The following is a 20,819-nucleotide window of genomic DNA, read 5'->3' as shown; positions in this document are numbered from 1 at the left end:
CTTACCATTCGAGTTTCTTCGCTTTCTCTTTGATATAATCGGCCGTCCTTAGCGCCAATGACATGACCGTATTCGTTGGGTTGCCGGCGCCCGAGGTGACGAAAATACTCGCATCGCAGACGAAAAGATTAGGAATATCATGCGTTTGTCCATATGAATTCACAACAGATGACTGTGGATCGTTCCCCATCCGACACCCTCCCATCATATGAGCGGTATCTGGAATGACGAATTCCACTGTGCCGCCGGCGGCCTCAAGAATTGCGCTCATGTTACTGACCGCATGATCAATGAGTTTGGTATCATTATCGCCGTAACTAAATGTCACTTTGGCTCTTGGCAATCCGTACTCATCTTTTTCGTCCGCTAAAGTCACCCGGTTCGCTGCATTTGGCAGAACTTCGCCAACCAGAGTAACTCGACCATAGTAATTGTAATCGAGCAATGTCTCCCTGAATCTTTCCCCCCAAATCGGCCCTCCCTTGGCCTTAGCAATTCCGCTGGCGAAAGCAACGGGTCTTGCTCCGTGCGCATGCAGGGTATAACCACGGACGAAATTGTTATGAGGGTCGGTGCGGTAAAAGTCTTGGGTGGTTGCCAAAACGGGAGTCCCTTTGTATAGCCTGATTTCTTGATCGAATTTGGCATAGACGTCCTGACTGCTGTGCACCATAATGGATTTCCCTACCATGCCGCTGCTGTTGGCTAATCCATCTGCAAATTGGGCATTCGCAGAATGGAGAAGCAGGCGAGGCGTCTCGACGACAAAAGCCGATAGTATAACCAGCTTTGCTCTTTGTTCATACGTTTTCCCATCGTGAACGAAGGTGACTCCTTTGGCTTTGCCATCCTTCCCCATCAGTACTTGCGTGACCATACAATCGGCCAGCACTTCTGCTCCGGCTTTGATCGCTTTGGGAATATGAACGATCAACGTGCTGAATTTGGCGTCCGGCATACATCCTTGATTGCAAAACCCTCGATTAATGCACGGAGGGCGGCCTTCGAACGGTGCGGAGAGGATCGCAAGCGGCGGAACCGACGAACGAATGCCGAGCTTCTCACAGCCTTTCATGAACATATAAGCGTTCGGGCTAAGCGGCTCCCTTTCCGGGTAAGGGTAGGGTCCGTGATACTCCCCCCAAGGAAAGTGCTTCGGACCGGATACGGCAATTTCTTTTTCAATTCTGGTGTAATACGGTTCCAAGTCCGTATAATCGATCGGCCAATCGTCCCCAACGCCATCCATGGATTTGACCTTGAAGTCCGATTGGTGAAACCGCAAGAAGACAGCTGTAAAGTGGACGGTGCCGCCGCCGATCCCGCGCCCCGAGTTATTGTGTCCCATCTGCAAGGGGTCATTCCCATCTACAATTCGGGTGTCCTGCCAACCCAGATTCTTCATAGAGAGCTCATCGCTGGCGAAATCTTTCTGCGGATCCCGGAAGGGTCCCGCGTCTAAGACGACAACACGCATGCCGGCTTCGCTTAATTCTTTGGCCAGCACGCCGCCCGCCGCCCCGGCCCCTACGATTACCACATCTACTTCTTCACCTTCGTATCTGCGTTCTATCATCGTTGTGGTTTCGCCTCCCAAGGATCCAATTGACCTATCTCCGTTCGTACATATCCTCGCGGATAAGCCGGGCCTGCATAACCGATCTCCGACCATACATTCGGATGCGAGCAATAGGATTCTATTGTCAAATTCATCAGCTTCTTGAATAGTTCTTTCTGCGGTATAGGGCTCCAAATATGTTGAGGTTCGGCCATAGACGCGCTTATCGATTGTAAATATTGTATTTGCTCTTGGGTATCCAGTTCGGTATAAGCAGCATCGTATGTCAGGCGTGCCCCTTGCTCAATGGCGCCAAGACCTGACCTGACTAACTCGGAGGCATGGGGTACGCCGACTTTTCTCTGACTTTCTCCCGGCGATTGATGAAGGGTCTGATCAATATGAACCAAAATATAATCCAATACGTCGGCTCTCTGATCATTGACCAGGATCGAACAGATTCGTCGGAGTAACTTCGTTTCCGGTTCGGTTAGAAAATGAAAGGTGATCTCCGAATTCAGCCGCGAGGTTACGATAGATTGCGTATGATCGTCCCACGCATCCTGTTCGTCCATGACATCGAAAGAAGGATAGTGGCCAATTTGGGTCATGAGATCACCAAACTTTCCAGTACATCGCGATCAAGCCGAGAACACTGAGCGCCGAGAACATTAACGGCAGTGTGACCGGCGGTCCGATGAGAAAGTTGCGTAAAGCCCATCCGCCAACTCGAATGCCTACCCCTCTGAAGTGGAAATAGAATCCAATCAAACCGGCTACCGTACCGAACCACATGAGAACCATAAACAAGTTGTGCAGCCAAGCAGCGTTATACCAGGCTAACACCAGACCCGTTATCAGGAAAATCGGTGAAGAAATGACGGGTACCCACATCGCTTTATGGGTGAAATTTTGCCGATAATGAAACATCGTAACTTGAATACCAATCACGAGAAAAGCCAAACTGACAAACAAGATTAACACTCTGTCGAGTGACCATGCTGACCAATTCATCGTAACCCCTCTTTCTTCGCAGTATTGTCGTTTCAAATTATTTCCTCGAGTTACCAAATATATTCTGCATATACGCACATACTAGGTGGAAATGAGACAAGGAGTTCAAAAATATCGATGTTAACGACTGCAGATAACCATTCATCAAAAAGGGTGACTCCGACGCAGCAGCCTTACACGGTTGCTGAGTTGATCCTTGAGCAGCTCAGTATCTTAGGCGTTGAACGGATTTATGGCGTCGTGGGCGATGCCATTTTCGGACTCATGGATGCTATAGCTAAGCATAAAACGATTTCGTTCATCGCGGTTAGACACGAATCCGTCGCCTCCTTAATGGCTTCTGCCGAGGCCAAGCTAACAGGACGGCTGGGTGTCTGTATCTCACAGATGGGTCCAGGGCTGGCCAATCTTCTCAATGGCTTAGGCGACGCCTACTTGGATAAAGCCCCTGTGCTAGCCATTAGCGGACAAGCACCGCTTCGCAAAATCGGGACATTCTATAAGCAATATATCAATCAGCAGGTATTGGCAGATGCCCTAGCTCCCTATAGTCAACTCATCGTTCATCCGGACGCGGTCATCGACGCCTTGAAACAAGCCGTACTCACATCTTGCTTGCATCGAACGGTATCACACTTATCCATTCCTGCGGATCTATTCGCGATGGCTACTACTGCGCAGCCGTTTGAACGTCCGTCTAATCCTACCCTTTTACCCGGTACGGAGACTGTACAGCAGATCCTGTCTCTCATAAGCACTGCGAAGCAGCCTATGATTCTGGTAGGCGATGCGGCCCAGGCCGCTCAAACATCGATTCAGACTTTTGCGGAAATATGGGGCTGCGGTATCGCCTTAAGCTATGGGGCCACAGGCGCCATCCCGGACAACAACCCATGGTTGTTAGGCTGGCTAGGCGAAGGCGGGAACCCCTCCCTCACCCATTTGTTTCAAAAGGCGGATGTTATACTTGTGATCGAATCCTCTTGGTGGCCGGATGGTGATGTTCCTCACACTGCGCAAGTGATCCAAATCGCCAAGCATCAAGATGACATCGGTATCGCCGTTCCCGTTGATATCGGGTGTATCGGAGATCCCGCGAAGATCATGCCGCAGCTGATAGCAGGTTTACAAGGACATCTGCCCAATCAAGCTTGGCTTGACCAGGTTCGGGCAGGCAAACAGCGATGGTCCGAGCAAACCGACAAGGAACGCAATCAATCCTCCTCTCCGCTTCACCCTGCAAACGTCATTCACCTGATGGAGCAGCATCTGGACGATGATGCGATTGTAGCTTTGGATGAGGGCGATGCAACACTCTGGTTTCTAAGGAATTTCCGGCCTGGACATCAAAGGGTTCTGCTCTCGAGCAGATGGCGTACCATGGGCTTCGGTCTGCCTGCAGCCATGTCCGCCAAACTATGCTCCCCGGATAAACAAGTCATCTGCATCACAGGAGACGGCGGTCTAGGCATGGTTATGGCTGACTTGATTACCGCTGCACAATATCAGCTGGCAATAACCGTTGTTGTTTATAATAACGGTACTCTGCAAATGGAGCGGGATAAAATGTTCTTGAAAGGTTTGCAGCCTGAAGGAACCGAATTGACCAATCCTGACTTTGCTAGGGTGGCGGAAGCTTGCGGTTGGGATGGCTACACAATTAGGAACTCTGATGAGTTCAATGAAGCCTTTCTGCAATCGCGGTCAAGCAGTAAACCCGTATTGCTTGATGTTAAGATCGGCCGGATTCCGTTCCCGGAATTCCCCAAACAACCATCATGAGGAGAGCAACCTATGACATCGAACACAACGCATAATTCGAGTGGTTTACTTTCACCGATGAAACCACTGCCTCCATACCAAGCACAGCACCAGGAGCAGCAGCCCGGTATTGAATCACGGATGAACCCGCGCCCCGTATTTGATAATCCTGACTACACAGGCAGCGGCAAGCTGAAGGATAAAGTGGCCATTATTACCGGAGGGGATAGCGGACAAGGGCGGGCCATTGCCTGTGCTTATGCCAAGGAAGGCGCCGATATCGTGATCGTCTATCTGAACGAGCATTCAGATGCGGAGGAAACGAAGCAATATGTGGAACAATATGACCGCCAATGTGTGACCATGGCTGGAGATATCGGTAACGAGGCGTTTTGCAAGCAAATCGTGACCGAAACGATAGCGAAATTCGGCAGGCTGGATATACTCGTTAACAACGCTGCGGAGCAGCATGTCCAGATCAGCTTGGAACATATCACTTCCGAGCAAATGGAGAGAACGTTCCGGACCAATTTTTACTCCATTTTTTATTTATCCAAAGCCGTATTACCTCATATGAAGCCGGGCAGCACGATCATCAATGCGGCATCCTTAACGGCCTATGAAGGGAACGAGCAATTAATCGATTATTCGGCGACCAAAGGAGCCATTGTCGCCTTCACACGTTCCTTATCCAAGTCTCTTATCGCGAGTGGTATACGCGTTAACGGCGTCGTCCCTGGAACGATATGGACACCGCTAATTCCGGCCTCTTTCCCGCCGGATCAGGTTGCAAACTGGGGCGCACAAACGCCGATGAAACGTGCAGGCCAGCCCTATGAGATCGCCCCTGCCTACGTTTATCTGGCTTCGGATGATTCCTCTTATGTATCCGGCCAATTTGTTCATATTACCGGAGGCGTGATTTCGAATGGATAATGGGGAGACGCTCCCCATTGATTTAATCTCTGGAGGTCGTACTATTGCTAATTCGTAAAATTGATACCTTTCCACTCTTTTACCGCCTTCCCAAGCCGTATGGGGATGCCAATGGAATGAAAACCTATCGCACCTGTTATCTGATTCGTATCACGACAAACTCAGGTGTCGAAGGTTGGGGAGAATGTATCGATTGGTTGCCTACCGTACATAAAGGCTTTCAAGAACGAATCATCCCCTATTTGATTGGCAAATGTGCTGCAGATCGGAATACCATCGTGTCGACATTGAAGAAATGGCACTCCCGTTCATCTGCCGCAGTCAGCATGGCATTAACCGAGATACTGGCCAAGACCAACCATTTATCCGTGTGTGACCTCTGGGGAGGCAAGTTTCGGGAGAAAGTGCCCGTATATGCTTCGTTTCAAAGCTATTCGGATGAAAGCCATTGGCAAAAGGTCTCTCTGAGCGGTATTGAGCAAGCAATCAACGAAGGATTTAACAAGATTAAAGTAAAGATAGGCGGGAAATCCATATCGGAAGATCAGCAGCATATCCTTAAGGTTCAAGAGGTGCTGCAAGGCAAGATTGAACTGGCATTGGATGCCAATCAAAGCTATGATGCCATTGCCGTTCTACGTTGGCAGTCATTGCTTGCTTCATGGGATAATTTGCTGTGGCTCGAAGAGCCACTGGAGGTTAAGCGCGTCACAGAATACGCAGCGTTAAGACAGCGCTTGTCCACGCCCCTTGCCGGAGGAGAAAATATCGGAACAACAGCAGACTATCTGCCTATTTGCTGCCAGCATGCTCTTGATTTCATCACGCCGGATCCTATGCATGAGAAGGGCATTGACGGATACAGGGATACGTTAAGTCTTGCCAGAAGCTTTGGCGTTCGCGTAACACCGCATTCCTATGATGGTGCCCTGTCAAGGTTATATGCGCTTATGGCTCAAGCCTGTGTGGAACCTTGGAGTAAAATGGAGCATGACGCCATCGAACCCGTAGAATGGGATGCCATGGAGAACCCTTTTACCAAATTATTGCCCCTCTATCCTACGAATAGTGAAATCACGCTACCCAGTGGCAGTGGAATTGGGCTCGAAATTGACCTTGAGCTGCTTGCATTCTATCAATGGGACGGGAATCGTTATGGATAATTCAAAAAAACAAGGAGCCTGTACTCCTTGTTTTTTGAATCCGGTGCCTGTTAGGTACCGAATTCGGATTATGGAATAATTTCAAAAACAGCACCTTGGCTATATTCAGCCACTTTCATAGAATGATAAACCCCTAGATAAAGTCTGGTCTGATCCAAATTCGTCCCCAAACTGACATAATAAACGGGTTGAGTGCCAAAATTATAGCTGGTTTCAATAACACTATACTCACTTGGTTTGCAGTCATTTCTTACCTTGGTATAGGCTAAGACACCTCTAGCCGGAGGCCGATTCTCTTCATTCCGTGCCAAATCGGTAAACACGACGCTTCCCGTTAAATCCGGGATTGCATACCCTTGATAGGGTTGGACTCCCGTAAGTGCAGTTCCTCCAAATTTATCGGGCCGCGGATCTTTATGAAAGTAACTAGTTATTGGCGAAAGACGCCTCGTCGAAGTTAGAACAGCCTCCTTATAATACGCAATTGTTTTCTCATCCAGAGTTGGATGGTTGGGGCAGCTTCTCATCATCGACGTCGGGAAGCCGCCTTCCCACCCTCGCCAGCCCAAATTAATAACTCCTTCCTCGTCAAGCTCACGATGCATAAGTGAAGCTTGCACAAGCTGAGTAACCGGGATTGGCTGGTAGTGAATGAATGCGAATATCGACTCGACCAGATCTTGTCCGACATTTCCTACATATTTCATATACTGATTATATACCCTGTGGAAAGAAATCCCTGGTATGTTGCGAATCCCTTTGGCCATCACGGTCAACATTCCCTGAATCGACGCCGGGAGTTCATTAAACCGTGTGACGACGGGCGGAGAATCGATGAATGTTGGCATTGCGACGTCGATTTCAATAATTTTACCGGCGATTTCCATATCATCTTGGCTTAGATTGAATGGATCAAAGCCCGATCCGCCATCTCCGGTTGTTAATACAAGTTTGCCTGATTCAGGTGAAAAGTTTAAGCTGTTGACGCCATTATGATTCAAAAATGGTCTTCTGATGTTCAGCAATGTCCGTCGTTTCTGAGGTTGCCCTGCCGGCTGCATGATCCATTCTTCAACTGTATCGATGTGATCATACTGAGTTTCTCTATGAATCCATTGCAGGTTCAAGGTTGCCGGATCACACGGGTCAGGTTTGAAAGGATTCGTCAGAGCACCTGGACCTTGCGTTCCTGCTACTGAATAGTGAAGATAAAATAGACCGTTATAATAAAAATCGGGATGAAACGCTAGCCCTAGTAAGCCTCGTTCATCGTATCCGCCGCGAGAAGCACCAAGTTGAAGGAGTCGATGGCGAATATCCAAAAACGTTCTTACGACTCCGTTTCCTATGTAGAAGATCTCTCCTACTTGGGTTGAAATGAATAATCTTTCTACGGACTCACCCGGAAGTATAGCAGTCTTCAGAACTGTCGGTAAATTTATGTTACTTACAATCGGCAGTAGATTAACCCCAACTTTTTTTAACAACCTATACGCACCTTCTTCTTGTTTTTAAAAGAATATGACTCGTATAGTTCTATTAGTACCTAGTGAGGGCTCGGGAATCTGCTACCCAGGGTGAACCTACGGAATATGATTAACAGGAGAGGAAATACTAAGCAAAAATAAATTAGTGGGAGTTTATATGGAAACGATTAAACCCATCAAAATCAAATCAACTGCGTCAACTACCTATGAAAAACTAACGTCAGCAGAAATGGGCAAGCTTTGGGCAACGTATGTGGGAAACAGCATGTCCAAATGTATATTGAGTTATTACCTTCATCACGTTGAGGATGAGGATATCAAAAAGTTATTGGAGCATGCACTAAAATTAAGCTTAGAGTTCATGAACACTACCGAACATATACTCAGGAAAGAGAATTTTCCGATTCCTAATGGGTTTTCCGATGAGGACGTTAACCTCGGTGCTCCTCGTTTGTATGAAGATGTCTACTATGTTCATTATTTGAAATATGCAGCTAAAGCAGGTATGAGCATTTACAACGTAGCTATTCCGCTTGTTTTTAGGAAGGATGTCAGAGAGTTTTTTATTTATTGCATGGATGCCACCATGGCTCTGATTGTACAAATCAACGAAGTATTGATGAGCAAAGGACTAATCATTAAACCGCCGATTATCCCGGTACCAGATCATGTGCAATATGTTCATCAAGATTTTTTAAATGGTTTTTTAGGCCATGTACGATCTTTGCACGCCTTAGAAATTGCCCATTTGCATGATAATATTGAAAACAATGTTACAAGCAAAGCTTTAATCATGTCATTTGGCCAAGTCGTCAAATCCGAAAAGATTCGTAAATTGTTTACGGAAGGTAAGGAAATGACGCATAAGCAAGTCGAACAATATATGGAAAAATTACATCGTGAAAATTTGCCTTCACCGTCCTTTCTTGACCATCTGGTTACATCGTCAACCTTCTCTCCATTTTCAGACAAGTTAATGTTGTTTCATAAGATTGACATGTTTTCAATGAAAATTAGAGCGATTGGCAATTCAGCGGCTGTAAATGGCAGGCATGACTTAGGAACCCTCTATGGAAAGTCATTAGTGCAGCTCACATCATTCGTTAATGATGCAGCCAAAATTATGATTGAGTACGGTTGGATGGAACAAATCCCCCTAGCAGTGAATAGAGACGTATTATCAACTGAATAGCAGAAAAATCAAAACTAGAGATGGAGCTTGATGCCCCATCCCTAAAAGAACGCATTTCTGCGGTGTTATTCCTCCTCAAACAACCGTTCGCCTTTGTGCAGCCTCCAGGCAATTTTGGCCGTATGCGGGAGCTCGCGTGCAGTTGGCGCATGTGCGGCCAAATATCGGGTGCAGGCAAGCAGCATCGTTTCTTTGGCCTTCTCCGCAAAAGAGCCTGTCACCGCTTGCCAGCGGTCGTATTCGGCTACAGCGGCCTCATACATTTGGAAAGAATGGAATTCCGCATCCTCCCGCAGCAGCGCATGACCAAGCGTATTCATCAGAGCTCCGGGCTCACCGCCGCCATGCAGGTAGTTCACGACCCACTGCGCAGCCGGTCCGACCTGCTGGCGCAGATCCAGCAAATCGAGCAGCTCCTGATGATTGGCAGGCGCTGCGGAGCCGGACGGCTTGGGCCGCGCAGCTGCCGGCACGTTCAAGAAACGGTCCAGATATACGCTGACCGCTCCATGAAAAATCGCCCGCTGCAGCAGCGGCTCATCCGATTGCAGAAGCCTTTCGTGTACGGCGTGAGCATAAGTGAACGTATGAAGGACGGCAATCCAATCGCCGAAATCGTTCTGCGTATGGAACCGAACGATCCGTTCCGCGGCGGCCAATGCTACGATCTGCGCCAATTGCGCGGGAGCCGTTCCCGAGATGAGCAGGTCTCGCAGCAAAGCGATCGTCTGCTCCGGCGAATCACTCAGCAGCAGCTGCAGCAGCTGCTCTTCCGTATCGGCAGACCGGGCTGACTGCTGCCGCGAATCCGCTGCCTCTCCAACGGACATGGTCTGCGCTGTATGCCTTTCAAGCTCCTGAACCGCTTGCTTGATCGGTTCTACAAGATTGAGGGGCGCTTGCCATTGGTGCAGCTCCTCGCTCCTTGTCGGACGCGCCATCATCGGTACGAGCGAGGTTAACACCCGCTCCTTTTGCGATGAGTCCGCCCACTCCAGCGCTTCGAAAGCTTTGCTGTGGAAATCGAACACATGACCGCCGTCTAAGTAAAAGTGATCTGTTGCAGCGATAAGCATCATATCCGACAGCCGCTTCGCATCAATGCCCTTCGAAATCGCGGTGATCAGCACTTTCTCCGCTCCCTGAGTATCCCTCACCTCTATACAGTTGCGATACCATTCCGTCAACCGTTCGAACGGCACGTCCGCTGACGGAAGTGCGGACAGCAGGTGGCGGGTTCCTCGACCCGAGCTTCCCCTTGCGACATGGACAAGACCTTGGTACAAAGCGAGGATCTTGCCGTTCTTGTCCAGCTTGTCGACGATCTGCGCCATCGCTGTAAGTATCGTAAGTCCCGCGTTCCAGCCGGTACCGTAGGTTGTGCCGAATTCGATGCCGACGCGGGCGATGTCCTGCTCCGGCACCCCCGCTTCGATCAGTCCGACGACCGCTTTCGCGATGACAATGCCGATATTTTGCTCGAGTCCTTCCTTCAGTCTATGCTTATATTTATCCACGCCCTCCACTCTTCGGGAAACCGGATTTACCCATACTTCGCCGCTGTCGATCCGCACTTCGTACGAAGGCACATCATCCGCCCATGGATCCAGCGTACCGCCGCTGCAGACATCGAACCGGGCATGATGCCAATGGCACGTCAACATGCCGTCGCATAAGCTCCCCATATGGAGCGGGAAGCCTAAGTGCGGGCAGCGGTTGTCCACCGCGTAGACTTGTTCTTCATGGTAAAATACAGCGATACCTCCTCGTATCACTTTTTTGCCCGCTTGTTTAAGCGCTTCCAAACCGCCTGCTGAAATCCAGTTCAAACTGACATTCATCGATACAGCCTCCTTTATTTATCGAGCTGCACTCCACACCGTAACCGATGTATTCCGCCAGAACGCTCTGCTTTTCGTTCCATAATTATTATACCTTAGTATCCCGGCCAAAGCTTTAGCAAAAAGCATTTGCACGTCTTATAAATTCAAAGAAAATGACTTCAAAATGTCATGCACGTTCACAGGCTGACCGATCTCCATACTTTTCTCCATCGCAGTCAGCAAGGCTAACGTATGGATACCTTCTTTCAAATCCGGTTTAGGGGTTTCCCCGCGATCCAAGCATTCTGCGAAATATTCGATATAGTTTTGATATTCGCCGGCGTGGTGGCTATCTCCCTCAAACCGGAAATAATAGGGGGATTTCTCTTCGAACGAGTGGGTAACCGGCTGCTCCGGCGGAAAGTGAGTGTGATATAACAGCTTGGAGTACAAGGCTCGGCTGGTTCCCTTCGTTCCCCGGAGTGTACAGCTGATGCCTGGATCAACATGCTGCAGCGACGGCTTGGTGTAGGAGCCGGCGACTTGGGCAATTCGCCCCTCCCCATCTCTCATGACAAATCTCATCGTATCAGGTGCAGTCAATCCATACGCTTCGTTCGTGCTGCTCGAATGACCGTATCCGAATACTTCTTCGATGTCCGGCAAGTACCATTTGGCCAGATCTACAGCATGGATCATAAAGTTATACAACCAACTGAACCCTCGCTGCCTGCTCCAATCTTTCTGCAAGAACCAGCGAGAGTCTGAAATGTACGAGGCCTCGACCGTATCCACTTCCCCGTGGCGGCCGGCCATGAAGTCATTACGCTGATGAAGCATCGGCTCGAAAAACCGGGAGCTTTGCCCGACAAATACGTGCTTTCCCGAAGCTTTCCACACTTGAAGCAGCTCGTTTGCTTCTTCTAGTGAATGAAGCAGCGGCTTGGTTACAATGACATGTTTGCCGGCTTCCAAAGCCAATGTGATGTGCCGTCCATGCAGCTGGTCCGGTGTATAGATGGCAATGACCTCAATGTCGGGATCATTCAGCAAGTCCTCATAGCGAAGGGTATACCGTGTAAGGCCGAACTCCTTGCTGCGCAGCTTACACATCTCTTCGTTCATATCGCAAACGTTAACCAGCTCCCAACGGTCGCTTTGCAGCGAGGCCGAGAGAATGCTGCGGCCTTCGCCAAGACCGATGACACCTAGCTTGTATTTGTAAGAATTCATGCGTACACAGCTCCTTTTGTGAAAAATGCAGTGAAGAGGACTCGCGCCGCTCCGCTATCCCTTCACCGATCCGGAGGTCATCCCGGAAATGATGTATTTCTGGCCTAGCAAGTAAATGATGATGACCGGAAGGGTAGTCAGCACAATATCCGCTGACACTAAATTCCAATTCACCTGGAACCGCCCGTAGAAGTTATATACGGCCAGCGTCATCGGCCACTTAGTCGAGGAGTTCAAGTAATATAACGGAAGCACGAAGTCGTTCCATGCCCCCATGAAATTCAGAATGGCCACTGTCACAACGACAGGTGCCAAGAGCGGCAGCACAATGGCGTAAAATAGCCGGAAAGGCGGACATCCATCCACAATGCCCGCCTCATCCAATTCTCGGGGAACCGAGGCAACGAAGCCGTAGATCAGAAAAACACTGAACGGGATTGAGCCCACAGCCAGCAAAACGATGATGCCAAGCTGTGTATTAATAAGATGTGTCATTTGCATGACTTTCGTCAGCGTGACGAAGTTGACCGGCATGGCAATACCCATGATGACAAACAAATACAGGATTCTATGGAGACGCGTACGGTTCCTGGAAAATACATAAGCGGCTATAGCAGCAAGCGCAATCCCGAGCACGGTGGATACGGAGGCGTAAAGCAGACTGTTAAAGAACGATTGAATGAGCTTGCCTTGTTCGATCACGATGGCGTAATTGCTCCACTGCAGACTTCCAGGCAGCGCCATGCTCATGGAGTTCGCCTCCAATTGCGTCTTCAGTGAATTGATGATGATCAGGAGTAGCGGAACGAACATGATCAGGCTGAGTATCCAGGCGAATGAGTTGCGTAGCAGTGAAACGGCAAGGTTCATTTTCATGCACTATGTTCCTCCTCTTTGGCCATCAACCGGATCACGAAATAACCGACGATTGTCATGAACAAGAACAGAACGGTTGACAGTGCTGTCCCCACACCATAACGGCCTTGGGAAAATTCCTTGAAAATCGTCGTATACAGCACATCCGTCGCATACCCGGGACCTCCGTTGGTCAACACATACACAACTTCAAATACCTTGAGCCCATGCAGCAGATTGAGCACCGTCGTGACGACAAGCGCAGGCATTAGCAATGGGACCGTCACGTACTTGAACTTTTGCCAACTGTTAGCACCATCAATTTGGGCAGCTTCATAGTAGGATTTGGAGATGGATTGCAAGCCGGCAAGAAGAATAATCATGATATAGCCGACACCTTTCCAAGTGTCGACCGCGATAATCGACTTGAACGCCCAATTCACGTCGACGAGCCATTTCTGCGTCAGGATATCCAATCCAACGGCCCGCAACGACTCATTCAGCAGACCGGTCGCAGGATTGAGCACCGATTTGAAAATAAGACCGACAACCAGCATCGGCACGATAGACGGCATGAAAATCATGACGCGGTGGAATCCTTTCATTCGAATGCCTTCATTCAGCGCAACCGCGAACGCAAGCCCAAGTAACGTCTTCAGGACCACCGTCGATATCGTAAAATTGATCGTATTGGCAATGAACTTCATATATTTCTCATCGGCAGAAAAAAGCGATTTGAAATTGTCGAAGCCGATCCATTGAATCTCATCGGAGTACATATTCCAATTCGTGAATGAATAATAGAAGCCCATCAAGCCTGGAACAATAAAGAAAACCAAGTATAATCCGAGTGTAGCCCAACTGAAATAAGAAGGATAAATCTTATTGTTCATTTCGGTATGCTCCCCACTCCGTTTAGAATCTGTCTCTTTATTTCGCCCAAGCCGGATCTTTGGCTACTCCCGCCATATCGGATCTTCGTTTGTCGATGCTCTTCAACACATCGGCCGGCTCCATTGATTGGCTGAACATGGCGACGATATCTTTCCCCATATCCATCCATTGCGGATTCACATAATTGACATAATCCTGAATATCCGTCCCTCTTTTCGGATAAGCAGCGAACAGCTTTTTCTGCTCCTCGGTGTACTTATCTTTCAGACCTGAGAAGTTAAGGTTGGAAACGGTCTTGTCGTTGTCCACCATATATTGCAAATTTTCCGGTTTGGCAAGAAAGGCCAAATACTGCTTCGCTTCTTCGATATGTTTGGACCCCGAATAGACGAACTTGCTGGGACCTCCCGGGTTGATGTAGTAAAACTGATTGTCCGCCAGCGGAATCGGGAAGAATCCGAAGTCTTCAGCTTTCCATTCAGGGTTGACCTTGGCGACATCATTCGGCGTACTTTGGGTTGACAAGGCCATCGCATATTTGCCGCTAGCCAGTTTGTTCGCCGTATCGGCACCTGTATCGGAGAACGCATTGTCGCCGAAGAATCCGAGGTCGTACATTTCCTTCAGCTGCGTCAACGAAGCTTTCATCGTTGGATCATCGACAAATTTCTTCTTGTTCGCATTCAAATCGTTATAAAGATTCGGCGTAACTTCATCGTAGCGCGGGCCCGGTTCAGCGAACCAGAGCACGTGATGCCACCCGTCGGCGATCGGCTCATACAGAGGTGTTATACCGGCCTGCTTGATCTTTAAGGAGGCTTGCTTAAATTCCTCGTATGTCTTCGGAATGTGGAGTCCTAGCTTTTCAAAAATTTTCTTATTGTAAACGACGACGAAGCTGTTGCCGGTATCCCAAATCGTAAGCGCATACACTTTGCCGTTCAGAGAAAGCTGCTCCAACGATAGCTTATCTTCCCGCTTCACCCATTCCTGGTCGCTTAGATCGACAGCATTCTTTTCCACATTGTAATTCAAGCTAATTTCGCTTTTGCCGCTTTGTCCGCCGAACAGATCGGGACCTTCTTTGGCATTGAGCTTTGTTTTGAGCACATTGAAATACTGGTCGGCCGGAATGATTTGATAATCGATACGAATACCGGTTTCACTCTCGAACTTTTTGGCCAGCTGCATCTCCGTATCCTTAATCCAACCTTGGCTTGCGATGTACGTTAGCGTTACGTCTTTTTTAGAGGACTCTGCCGATCCTGTTGCTGCCGGAGTTGAAGCGCTGCTCCCTGTTGTTGGTACTGAGCTGCTGCTGCATCCCCCGACCAGTGCCACGGTAATAACGGAAACTGCCAACATCCATAAAGGTTTTCTCATAACACCACTCCCCTTGGTTTATGCCCTCATAAATCCGCTTACATTTCAGTCATGCCTTCATTATAGATAGCCCGTTGCCTGTGGAACATGGAGAAATCCGACTCCTTTTATGCATTTATTTTACTTGGTTGCGCTTACAGAAAAACTTTGACAAAACGTCTCGACGGGTTGAAAATGAAACCATTACCGACGCAGCTCGTGTTTGGAGGCCGTTCATGTGGACTAAATACCGCAACATTCAAACGATTCTCTTCTCCACCTACTCGTTGTTAATCGTTATCGTGTTCACCGTTCTGGTCGCATGGTTCTATCTGTGGGCCTCCGACTTGATACGCAAGAACGCGACAGACTCATTGGAAAGCATGGGACAGTCCATGCAGGATAGTATCGATTCGGAATTCCGTAAATTAAACGATGTATCCTTGAACGTCATGTACTCCAACCTTGTGAAAAACCATTTCCAACGCTATCTGTCCCTTACGAAGAATGAGGACATCAAACAAACGTCAACCGCAAACGTTTCCCCTTTTGATAATTCCGTGCAAAACGCCAAAGAATTAACGGACATTCTAACGGCGGCAATCGGTCCTTCCCGACCGGTCGAACAGTTGTATTTGTACGATTTCAAAAGCAAAGTCTATGGGAATGGCTTCGATAACGGCGAGCGAACATATGTTCCAAGCGAGAAATCATGGTTTGAGCCTGTAATGAACAATGCGGATGGCAAATACATTGCGCTCCCCGTTCCCGATGAGGAAATGTCGCGCTTCATCTCGTCGAGCCAGGAGCAGTACTCCGTTTCTCTATTCCGCCTCTTCTATGACACGTACAACGCTCCGATGGGTATTATCGAGGTTAAGCAGTACTTTAACCGAGTCTTTAAAAGCGCTATCGATTTCACGGAACGGAACCCGTATCAAGCCAAAGTACTGGTCTACAACCATGCAGGTGATATCATCTTCCCGACCAATGCAGACAAAGACCGGTATGAACCTTATATGAGTTTCAAAGGCAAGGTCGATCCAGGCACAGGGCAATCGTTCCTCAACCCGGATACGGGCGAGAAAGCGCTGCTGTCACTGCATCACTCCGATTTTACTGGCTTCAATACGGTCATGATCGTATCCGAAAGCAAATTGTTATCACCGCTTTTTACCTTTGCGAAGCGGACCGTACTTATTGCACTCGTCATTCTGTTGTTGGCCATTGTCCTTTCCTTCCTCGCCGCCAAACGAATCACACGTCCTATTCTGAACATTCACCGTTCCATTAAATCAATGCGTCTGGAAGATCTAGGCACCGTTCGTGCTGCAGCCTTCGAGCTAAACAGCGGATTGAATGAGCTCGACCAACTGCATGGGTCGTTCGTGAAGATGAGCATGCGGCTCAAACAGTCCATGGAGGATTTGCTGATGTCGCAGCATCAAGAACTTCAAGCGAAGCTCGTCGCTTTGCAGACGCAAATGAATCCGCATTTTCTATATAATACGCTTACTACGATTCAAGTCATGGCGCAGGAGAATATGAACGAAGAAATCGTTGCGATGACCGAAAATATGTCCGATTTCCTCCGTTATTTCTCTACGGACGGCTCGCTTGTTGCGCTTAAGGAGGAAGTGCTTCATACCCGCAAATATTTGGAAATCAATCAAATCCGCTTTAGCCGTAAGCTGCATTACGAGTTCCGTTTAGATGAGCGCATCCTTGATCTGTACATCCCGAAGCTAATCATTCAACCGCTTGTGGAAAACTCGCTCAAATTCGCAACCAAACAGAATCCTCCTTGGTTTATCCGTGTAACCGGCACCATGGATGCAAGGAGCTGGCGAATTGAGGTTTCGGATAATGGCGGCGGGTTTAGTGAGGAAAGCTTATCTCATCTGCATAACAAAATACGCGAAATCAATGAGACGAACGTCCTTCCACTGCTCAAGCTGAACGGGATGGGGCTGCTGAACATTTATATCCGTCTGAAACTGATGTATGGCAACGAAACGATTTTCCGGATCGGGAATGGACCGGGACAAGGTGCGACCGTCCTCATAGGCGGAACTTTAGATCAAGGAGGCATCAACGATCATCATGGTCATGGAAGCAAATCGGTTGGTTAAGGTCATTGTCGTTGAGGATGAAGATTTGATCCGCAACAATCTTGTGAAGCGAATCGAAAGCGGTAACCATGCGGTCAAAGTCGTAGGTGCAGCGCAGGATGGCAAGGATGCGTTAGAGCTAGTGCGCCAGGAGCAGCCGGATCTCCTCGTTACTGATATTCGCATGCCCGTCATGGACGGACTGGAGCTTATCCATATTCTGCATATGTATTTCCCCCGTATCCGTAAGATCATCACCAGCGGCTATGCGGATTTCGAGTATGCTAAGCGGGCTATGCAGTATAATGTCAACGATTATTTGCTTAAACCCGTTTCCACGGATGAACTGCAACGAGTCATCTCACGGATGATTACCCTTATAGAGAGCGAGCGTGCGCAGTTTGAGGAGCGCTTGAGAGGACTGAGCCCGCATCCCGCTCCGAATCCAGAGGATACCGTTCAGCTTGTTCGCGATTTTATGAAGGAAAATTTCACTAAGGAGCTCAGCCTCGAGCATATCGCCCGGCATTTCAACTTCACCGCTTCGTATTTGAGCAAAATATTCATTAAGTATACGTCAGAGCCTCCCTCCCGCTATCTCATGATGTTGAGAATCAACGAGGCCAAATATTTGCTTACGCATCATCCCAATCTAACGATCAAAGAAGTTGGCGAAAGCGTCGGCTACCCCGATCAATTCTACTTTAGCAGAATTTTCAAGCAGATAACCGGTTTTACACCAAAGGAGTATCAGAAATAAATCATGGATTTTGATGGAAAAATCACACCTTTTAACTTCATGATGGCCATTCATTAATTGATGAAATGCATTCATATTTGATATTCTATTATTATCATTAATGAACTGGTCATTTTAATGCCTAATAATCGATGTAAGTTATAAAGTGAGGCCACATCACATGGAATTTCGCCAACTGGAATACTTTGCAGCCATCTGTAAAGAAATGCATTTTACTAGAGCTTCCGAGAAGCTTGGCATGAGCCAGCCTACGCTAAGCCATCAAATCAAAACGTTGGAGGATGAATTAGGGGTTCCCCTATTCGACCGAATCGGTAAAAAGATTGCCATCACGGAAGCGGGAAAAATTTTACTAGCGGAGTGCAAAGTGATTTTTTCTTCCCTGGAGAATGTGAAAGTGCAGATCATGGAGCTTCAGAAGGTTGCCCGCGGCACTTTATCCATCGGCGCACTCCCTGGCGAGCTAACGCAATTAGTCTCCTCTGTGTTGCTTGACTTTCACTATATTTATCCTGAAATACAGATTAAAGTTATTAACCTAGACGATATTGTGGAACGCGTTATGCAGAATGAAATCGATCTTGCAATCACAATCTTCCCTATTGAAGACGAGCGGATACGCAAAATACCGTTATACAAAGAAGATATGTATTTAGTGGTTTCCAGCCAGCATCCACTAGCTGACCAAGAACGTATTAACTTTGAGGATATCAACCAATATCCCGTCGTTTTGTTCCCTCAATCGCATAAGTGCCGTCAAGTCATTGATTTTACCAGCAACAGCTGCGGGTTAACTATAGAGCCAATAATTGAAACTACAGCGATAGAAACGATTATTAGCCTTGTAAAGACTGGTGCTGCAGTGACCGCGCTATCCAAAACGTATGTAAATATGTACAACGACGCGCAGTTAACCGCAATTCAGATTGTAAATCCAACGCTCAGCAGAGAAATTGGCATCATCTACCATAAAGATAAATATATTAGCCAGGCTACGCGGTTATTTATAGATTTGTTATCGAAGTCTATCGTTGAGCTGAAGCTGGCCTAAAAGGAGCCTCCTGCAGAGGCTCCTTGGTCTAGTTCAACCGTCCACTAAGTATACTCCTGATTTCGTCAATATTCTTCATCTCCTGGACCATCTTCCCTGTGTGTCTTATGTAGATATCCCTAATGAAGTCTGCGCCGAAGTCATGCAGTAACAGTGCGCCAAACACTTTATCCTGAAAGTCACGGGGATGAGAATCAGCCATAAACGCCTTGATCGCTTGCCGATCGTGATCGAAGAGATCGAACAAAATCGGCGGATATTCATACCAGACAGGAGCAACTATGCATTCTGCGAAATCTATGAGATAGAGTCGGTGATTCTCATCTTGAATCAAATTATTTGCGTTCAGATCCCCATGCACATACACGCAATCGGACAAGTCAAGTTCGCCAATAATCGTTTCAACCTGCCTCTTCACACACTCGGGAAATGGCTCCCATCTAGAATTCATCAATGCCCGAGTACGAATCATCCGGGTATCCATCTCTTTATCAGGTATGGTGTTGAACAATGACATCGTATGCTTAAGCTCTTGAATAAACTGCATCTTTTGGGCGTCATCGTACTTGTTGAATGCGTGTCCGGCTAGCTCACCATCAATGAAATCCATGACTATATAAGCAAATAAATACTTGTCTTGCCAACTGGAAGCGGCAACGATTCGCGGTGTACGAATGCCTAGTTCATAGGCTCGACGCATGGATTGCAGCTCCACATCATAATCGGCGTCCTGGTTTACGCCAGATTCGCAGGGTGCTAATATTTTGATTACATATTCCCCCACCCTAAAAACCGCATTCGTTCCTGCTGCTAGCAGCGAGATCCGGTCAATGCCCTCTAGTCTTTCCTTCTCGAAAATGGCACTGATTAATGGTCGAAAGTCTTCAATAGACTGGAGAACAGCAGCCCAGGATGTCCAATCAATGATTTCCTTACGAAATAAATACGCCACTATTTCTCCCTCCCATCTTGGCAATCCTCCGTGCTTCTATCGCAAAAAATGAAAAAGCCATCCTTGCGGGATGGCCTACTCCTTGACCTCAACGTTCGTTATCCGCTTATTCACTAGGCAGGACCGCTTTCATGGGGTAAAATTCCGTTGACATGATTCCTGCCACAACCGCAGGGTCTTCATCTATGATATGGGGAACTTGAGCTTCATTCTCAACTTCAATGATAGCAAGCCCATGCGGTGATGCGGGATTAAGAACAGGCCCGAACACTAGGGCAATCCCCTGATTCTGCTTATCCGTCCAATAGGCGATGTGATCCATCATGATCTTCCGTTCTTCCTCGGTCATGTCGACATGAAAAGTGGGTCTCGGCGGTGTGGACCATAACATGAAGTGCATCTTTTCCGAATTGTTAGCGATGTTCTCTGCCATAGCGTATCACTCCATATTCTTTGATTGTATGTCCAATGATGCCATAAATACCATCCATAATCCGATCACGAACAATCAGAATCTTATTTGCAGTGATAGCTTTCTGTTGGCTGATTCAAAACCCATTCCAGCATTTCGATTTGAATTCGAATAGCCTCCGTATCATTTACTTTCTGAAGTTCTCGTAATTGGATTAATTTAGCTTTGACTTGATTCTCTGTTCTCATACTAGCC

19 protein-coding genes are annotated in these 20,819 nt (G+C 47.9%); 7 read left to right on the top strand and 12 right to left on the bottom strand.

Features of this window, described 5'->3' with window-relative positions:
* Position 1: 1 nt before the first annotated feature.
* The 3 genes from PUT07_RS25880 to PUT07_RS25870 are packed head-to-tail and all read right to left on the bottom strand — an operon-like array spanning position 2 to position 2,572.
* Complete coding sequence (locus PUT07_RS25880) at positions 2 to 1,576, bottom strand: GMC family oxidoreductase (protein WP_274471639.1); 1,575 nt, start codon at positions 1,574 to 1,576, stop codon at positions 2 to 4.
* The gene (locus PUT07_RS25875) at positions 1,573 to 2,169 is read right to left on the bottom strand and encodes a gluconate 2-dehydrogenase subunit 3 family protein (RefSeq protein WP_274471638.1); all 597 of its coding nucleotides are present in this window, start codon (positions 2,167 to 2,169) and stop codon (positions 1,573 to 1,575) included. Before PUT07_RS25875 ends, PUT07_RS25880 begins: the two co-directional genes overlap by 4 nt.
* Positions 2,170 to 2,173: 4 nt before the next feature.
* Complete coding sequence (locus tag PUT07_RS25870) at positions 2,174 to 2,572, bottom strand: hypothetical protein (protein ID WP_274471637.1); 399 nt, start codon at positions 2,570 to 2,572, stop codon at positions 2,174 to 2,176.
* A gap of 117 nt (positions 2,573 to 2,689) precedes the next feature.
* Here PUT07_RS25870 and PUT07_RS25865 point away from each other — a divergent pair, with 117 nt between their 5' ends.
* From PUT07_RS25865 to PUT07_RS25855, 3 genes are read left to right on the top strand one after another with little or no spacing between them, the layout of a single operon-like run.
* Positions 2,690 to 4,354, top strand: a complete 1,665-nt coding sequence (locus PUT07_RS25865; RefSeq protein ID WP_274471636.1) for a thiamine pyrophosphate-binding protein — start codon at positions 2,690 to 2,692, stop codon at positions 4,352 to 4,354.
* A 57-nt stretch (positions 4,355 to 4,411) separates the two neighbouring features.
* Positions 4,412 to 5,269: an SDR family oxidoreductase gene (locus PUT07_RS25860; RefSeq protein WP_274471678.1), complete on the top strand. Its 858-nt coding sequence runs from the start codon at positions 4,412 to 4,414 to the stop codon at positions 5,267 to 5,269.
* Positions 5,270 to 5,313: 44 nt separating this feature from the next.
* A complete protein-coding gene (locus PUT07_RS25855) occupies positions 5,314 to 6,432 on the top strand; it encodes a mandelate racemase/muconate lactonizing enzyme family protein (RefSeq protein WP_274471635.1) in 1,119 nt (372 codons plus the stop codon).
* A 68-nt stretch (positions 6,433 to 6,500) separates the two neighbouring features.
* On the opposite strand, the gene PUT07_RS25850 is transcribed toward PUT07_RS25855, so the two are convergent.
* Entirely contained in the window at positions 6,501 to 7,919 is a 1,419-nt protein-coding gene (locus PUT07_RS25850) for a PQQ-dependent sugar dehydrogenase (protein WP_274471634.1), read from the bottom strand.
* A gap of 157 nt (positions 7,920 to 8,076) precedes the next feature.
* Between PUT07_RS25850 and PUT07_RS25845 the strand changes: the two genes are divergently transcribed.
* Positions 8,077 to 9,111 carry a DUF3231 family protein gene (locus tag PUT07_RS25845; RefSeq protein WP_274471633.1) on the top strand — a complete coding sequence of 345 codons (1,035 nt, stop codon included), beginning with the start codon at positions 8,077 to 8,079 and terminating at the stop codon, positions 9,109 to 9,111.
* Between the two features lie 65 nt (positions 9,112 to 9,176).
* Here the strand turns inward: PUT07_RS25845 and PUT07_RS25840 are convergent, their stop codons facing one another.
* The 5 genes from PUT07_RS25840 to PUT07_RS25820 all read right to left on the bottom strand — a co-directional run bounded on the left by PUT07_RS25840 (position 9,177) and on the right by PUT07_RS25820 (position 15,299).
* Entirely contained in the window at positions 9,177 to 10,952 is a 1,776-nt protein-coding gene (locus PUT07_RS25840; RefSeq protein WP_274471631.1) for a Rieske (2Fe-2S) protein, read from the bottom strand.
* A 138-nt stretch (positions 10,953 to 11,090) separates the two neighbouring features.
* Positions 11,091 to 12,167, bottom strand: coding sequence for a Gfo/Idh/MocA family protein (locus PUT07_RS25835; protein ID WP_274471630.1), 1,077 nt, complete (start codon positions 12,165 to 12,167; stop codon positions 11,091 to 11,093).
* Between the two features lie 54 nt (positions 12,168 to 12,221).
* Positions 12,222 to 13,043: a carbohydrate ABC transporter permease gene (locus PUT07_RS25830; protein WP_274471628.1), complete on the bottom strand. Its 822-nt coding sequence runs from the start codon at positions 13,041 to 13,043 to the stop codon at positions 12,222 to 12,224.
* The gene (locus tag PUT07_RS25825) at positions 13,040 to 13,915 is read right to left on the bottom strand and encodes a carbohydrate ABC transporter permease (protein ID WP_274471626.1); all 876 of its coding nucleotides are present in this window, start codon (positions 13,913 to 13,915) and stop codon (positions 13,040 to 13,042) included. The genes PUT07_RS25830 and PUT07_RS25825 overlap by 4 nt, the downstream gene beginning before the upstream one ends.
* A 37-nt stretch (positions 13,916 to 13,952) precedes the next feature.
* On the bottom strand, positions 13,953 to 15,299 hold the full coding sequence (locus PUT07_RS25820; RefSeq protein ID WP_274471624.1) for an ABC transporter substrate-binding protein: 1,347 nt from the start codon (positions 15,297 to 15,299) through the stop codon (positions 13,953 to 13,955).
* A gap of 215 nt (positions 15,300 to 15,514) precedes the next feature.
* On the opposite strand from PUT07_RS25820, the gene PUT07_RS25815 reads away from it, so the two are divergent.
* The 3 genes from PUT07_RS25815 (at position 15,515) to PUT07_RS25805 (ending at position 19,200) form a co-directional block, all read left to right on the top strand.
* The gene (locus tag PUT07_RS25815; protein WP_274471622.1) at positions 15,515 to 17,410 is read left to right on the top strand and encodes a sensor histidine kinase; all 1,896 of its coding nucleotides are present in this window, start codon (positions 15,515 to 15,517) and stop codon (positions 17,408 to 17,410) included.
* Entirely contained in the window at positions 17,382 to 18,149 is a 768-nt protein-coding gene (locus PUT07_RS25810; protein ID WP_274471621.1) for a response regulator transcription factor, read from the top strand. The genes PUT07_RS25815 and PUT07_RS25810 overlap by 29 nt, the downstream gene beginning before the upstream one ends.
* A gap of 160 nt (positions 18,150 to 18,309) precedes the next feature.
* Positions 18,310 to 19,200, top strand: a complete 891-nt coding sequence (locus tag PUT07_RS25805) for a LysR family transcriptional regulator (protein WP_274471620.1) — start codon at positions 18,310 to 18,312, stop codon at positions 19,198 to 19,200.
* A gap of 28 nt (positions 19,201 to 19,228) precedes the next feature.
* Here the strand turns inward: PUT07_RS25805 and PUT07_RS25800 are convergent, their stop codons facing one another.
* The 3 genes from PUT07_RS25800 to PUT07_RS25790 form a co-directional block, all read right to left on the bottom strand.
* The gene (locus PUT07_RS25800; protein WP_274471618.1) at positions 19,229 to 20,152 is read right to left on the bottom strand and encodes a phosphotransferase; all 924 of its coding nucleotides are present in this window, start codon (positions 20,150 to 20,152) and stop codon (positions 19,229 to 19,231) included.
* Positions 20,153 to 20,258: 106 nt separating this feature from the next.
* The gene (locus tag PUT07_RS25795; RefSeq protein ID WP_274471617.1) at positions 20,259 to 20,585 is read right to left on the bottom strand and encodes a YciI family protein; all 327 of its coding nucleotides are present in this window, start codon (positions 20,583 to 20,585) and stop codon (positions 20,259 to 20,261) included.
* Between the two features lie 83 nt (positions 20,586 to 20,668).
* The gene (locus PUT07_RS25790) at positions 20,669 to 20,812 is read right to left on the bottom strand and encodes a hypothetical protein (RefSeq protein WP_274471616.1); all 144 of its coding nucleotides are present in this window, start codon (positions 20,810 to 20,812) and stop codon (positions 20,669 to 20,671) included.
* Positions 20,813 to 20,819 lie beyond the last annotated feature (7 nt).

Origin of the sequence: Paenibacillus sp. MAHUQ-63, from assembly GCF_028765165.1 — a bacterium.
Classification (GTDB): Bacteria; Bacillota; Bacilli; order Paenibacillales; family NBRC-103111; genus Paenibacillus_E.
The sequence above is the reverse complement of the archived record's forward strand: the minus strand, read 5'-3'. Positions and strand labels throughout refer to the sequence as shown.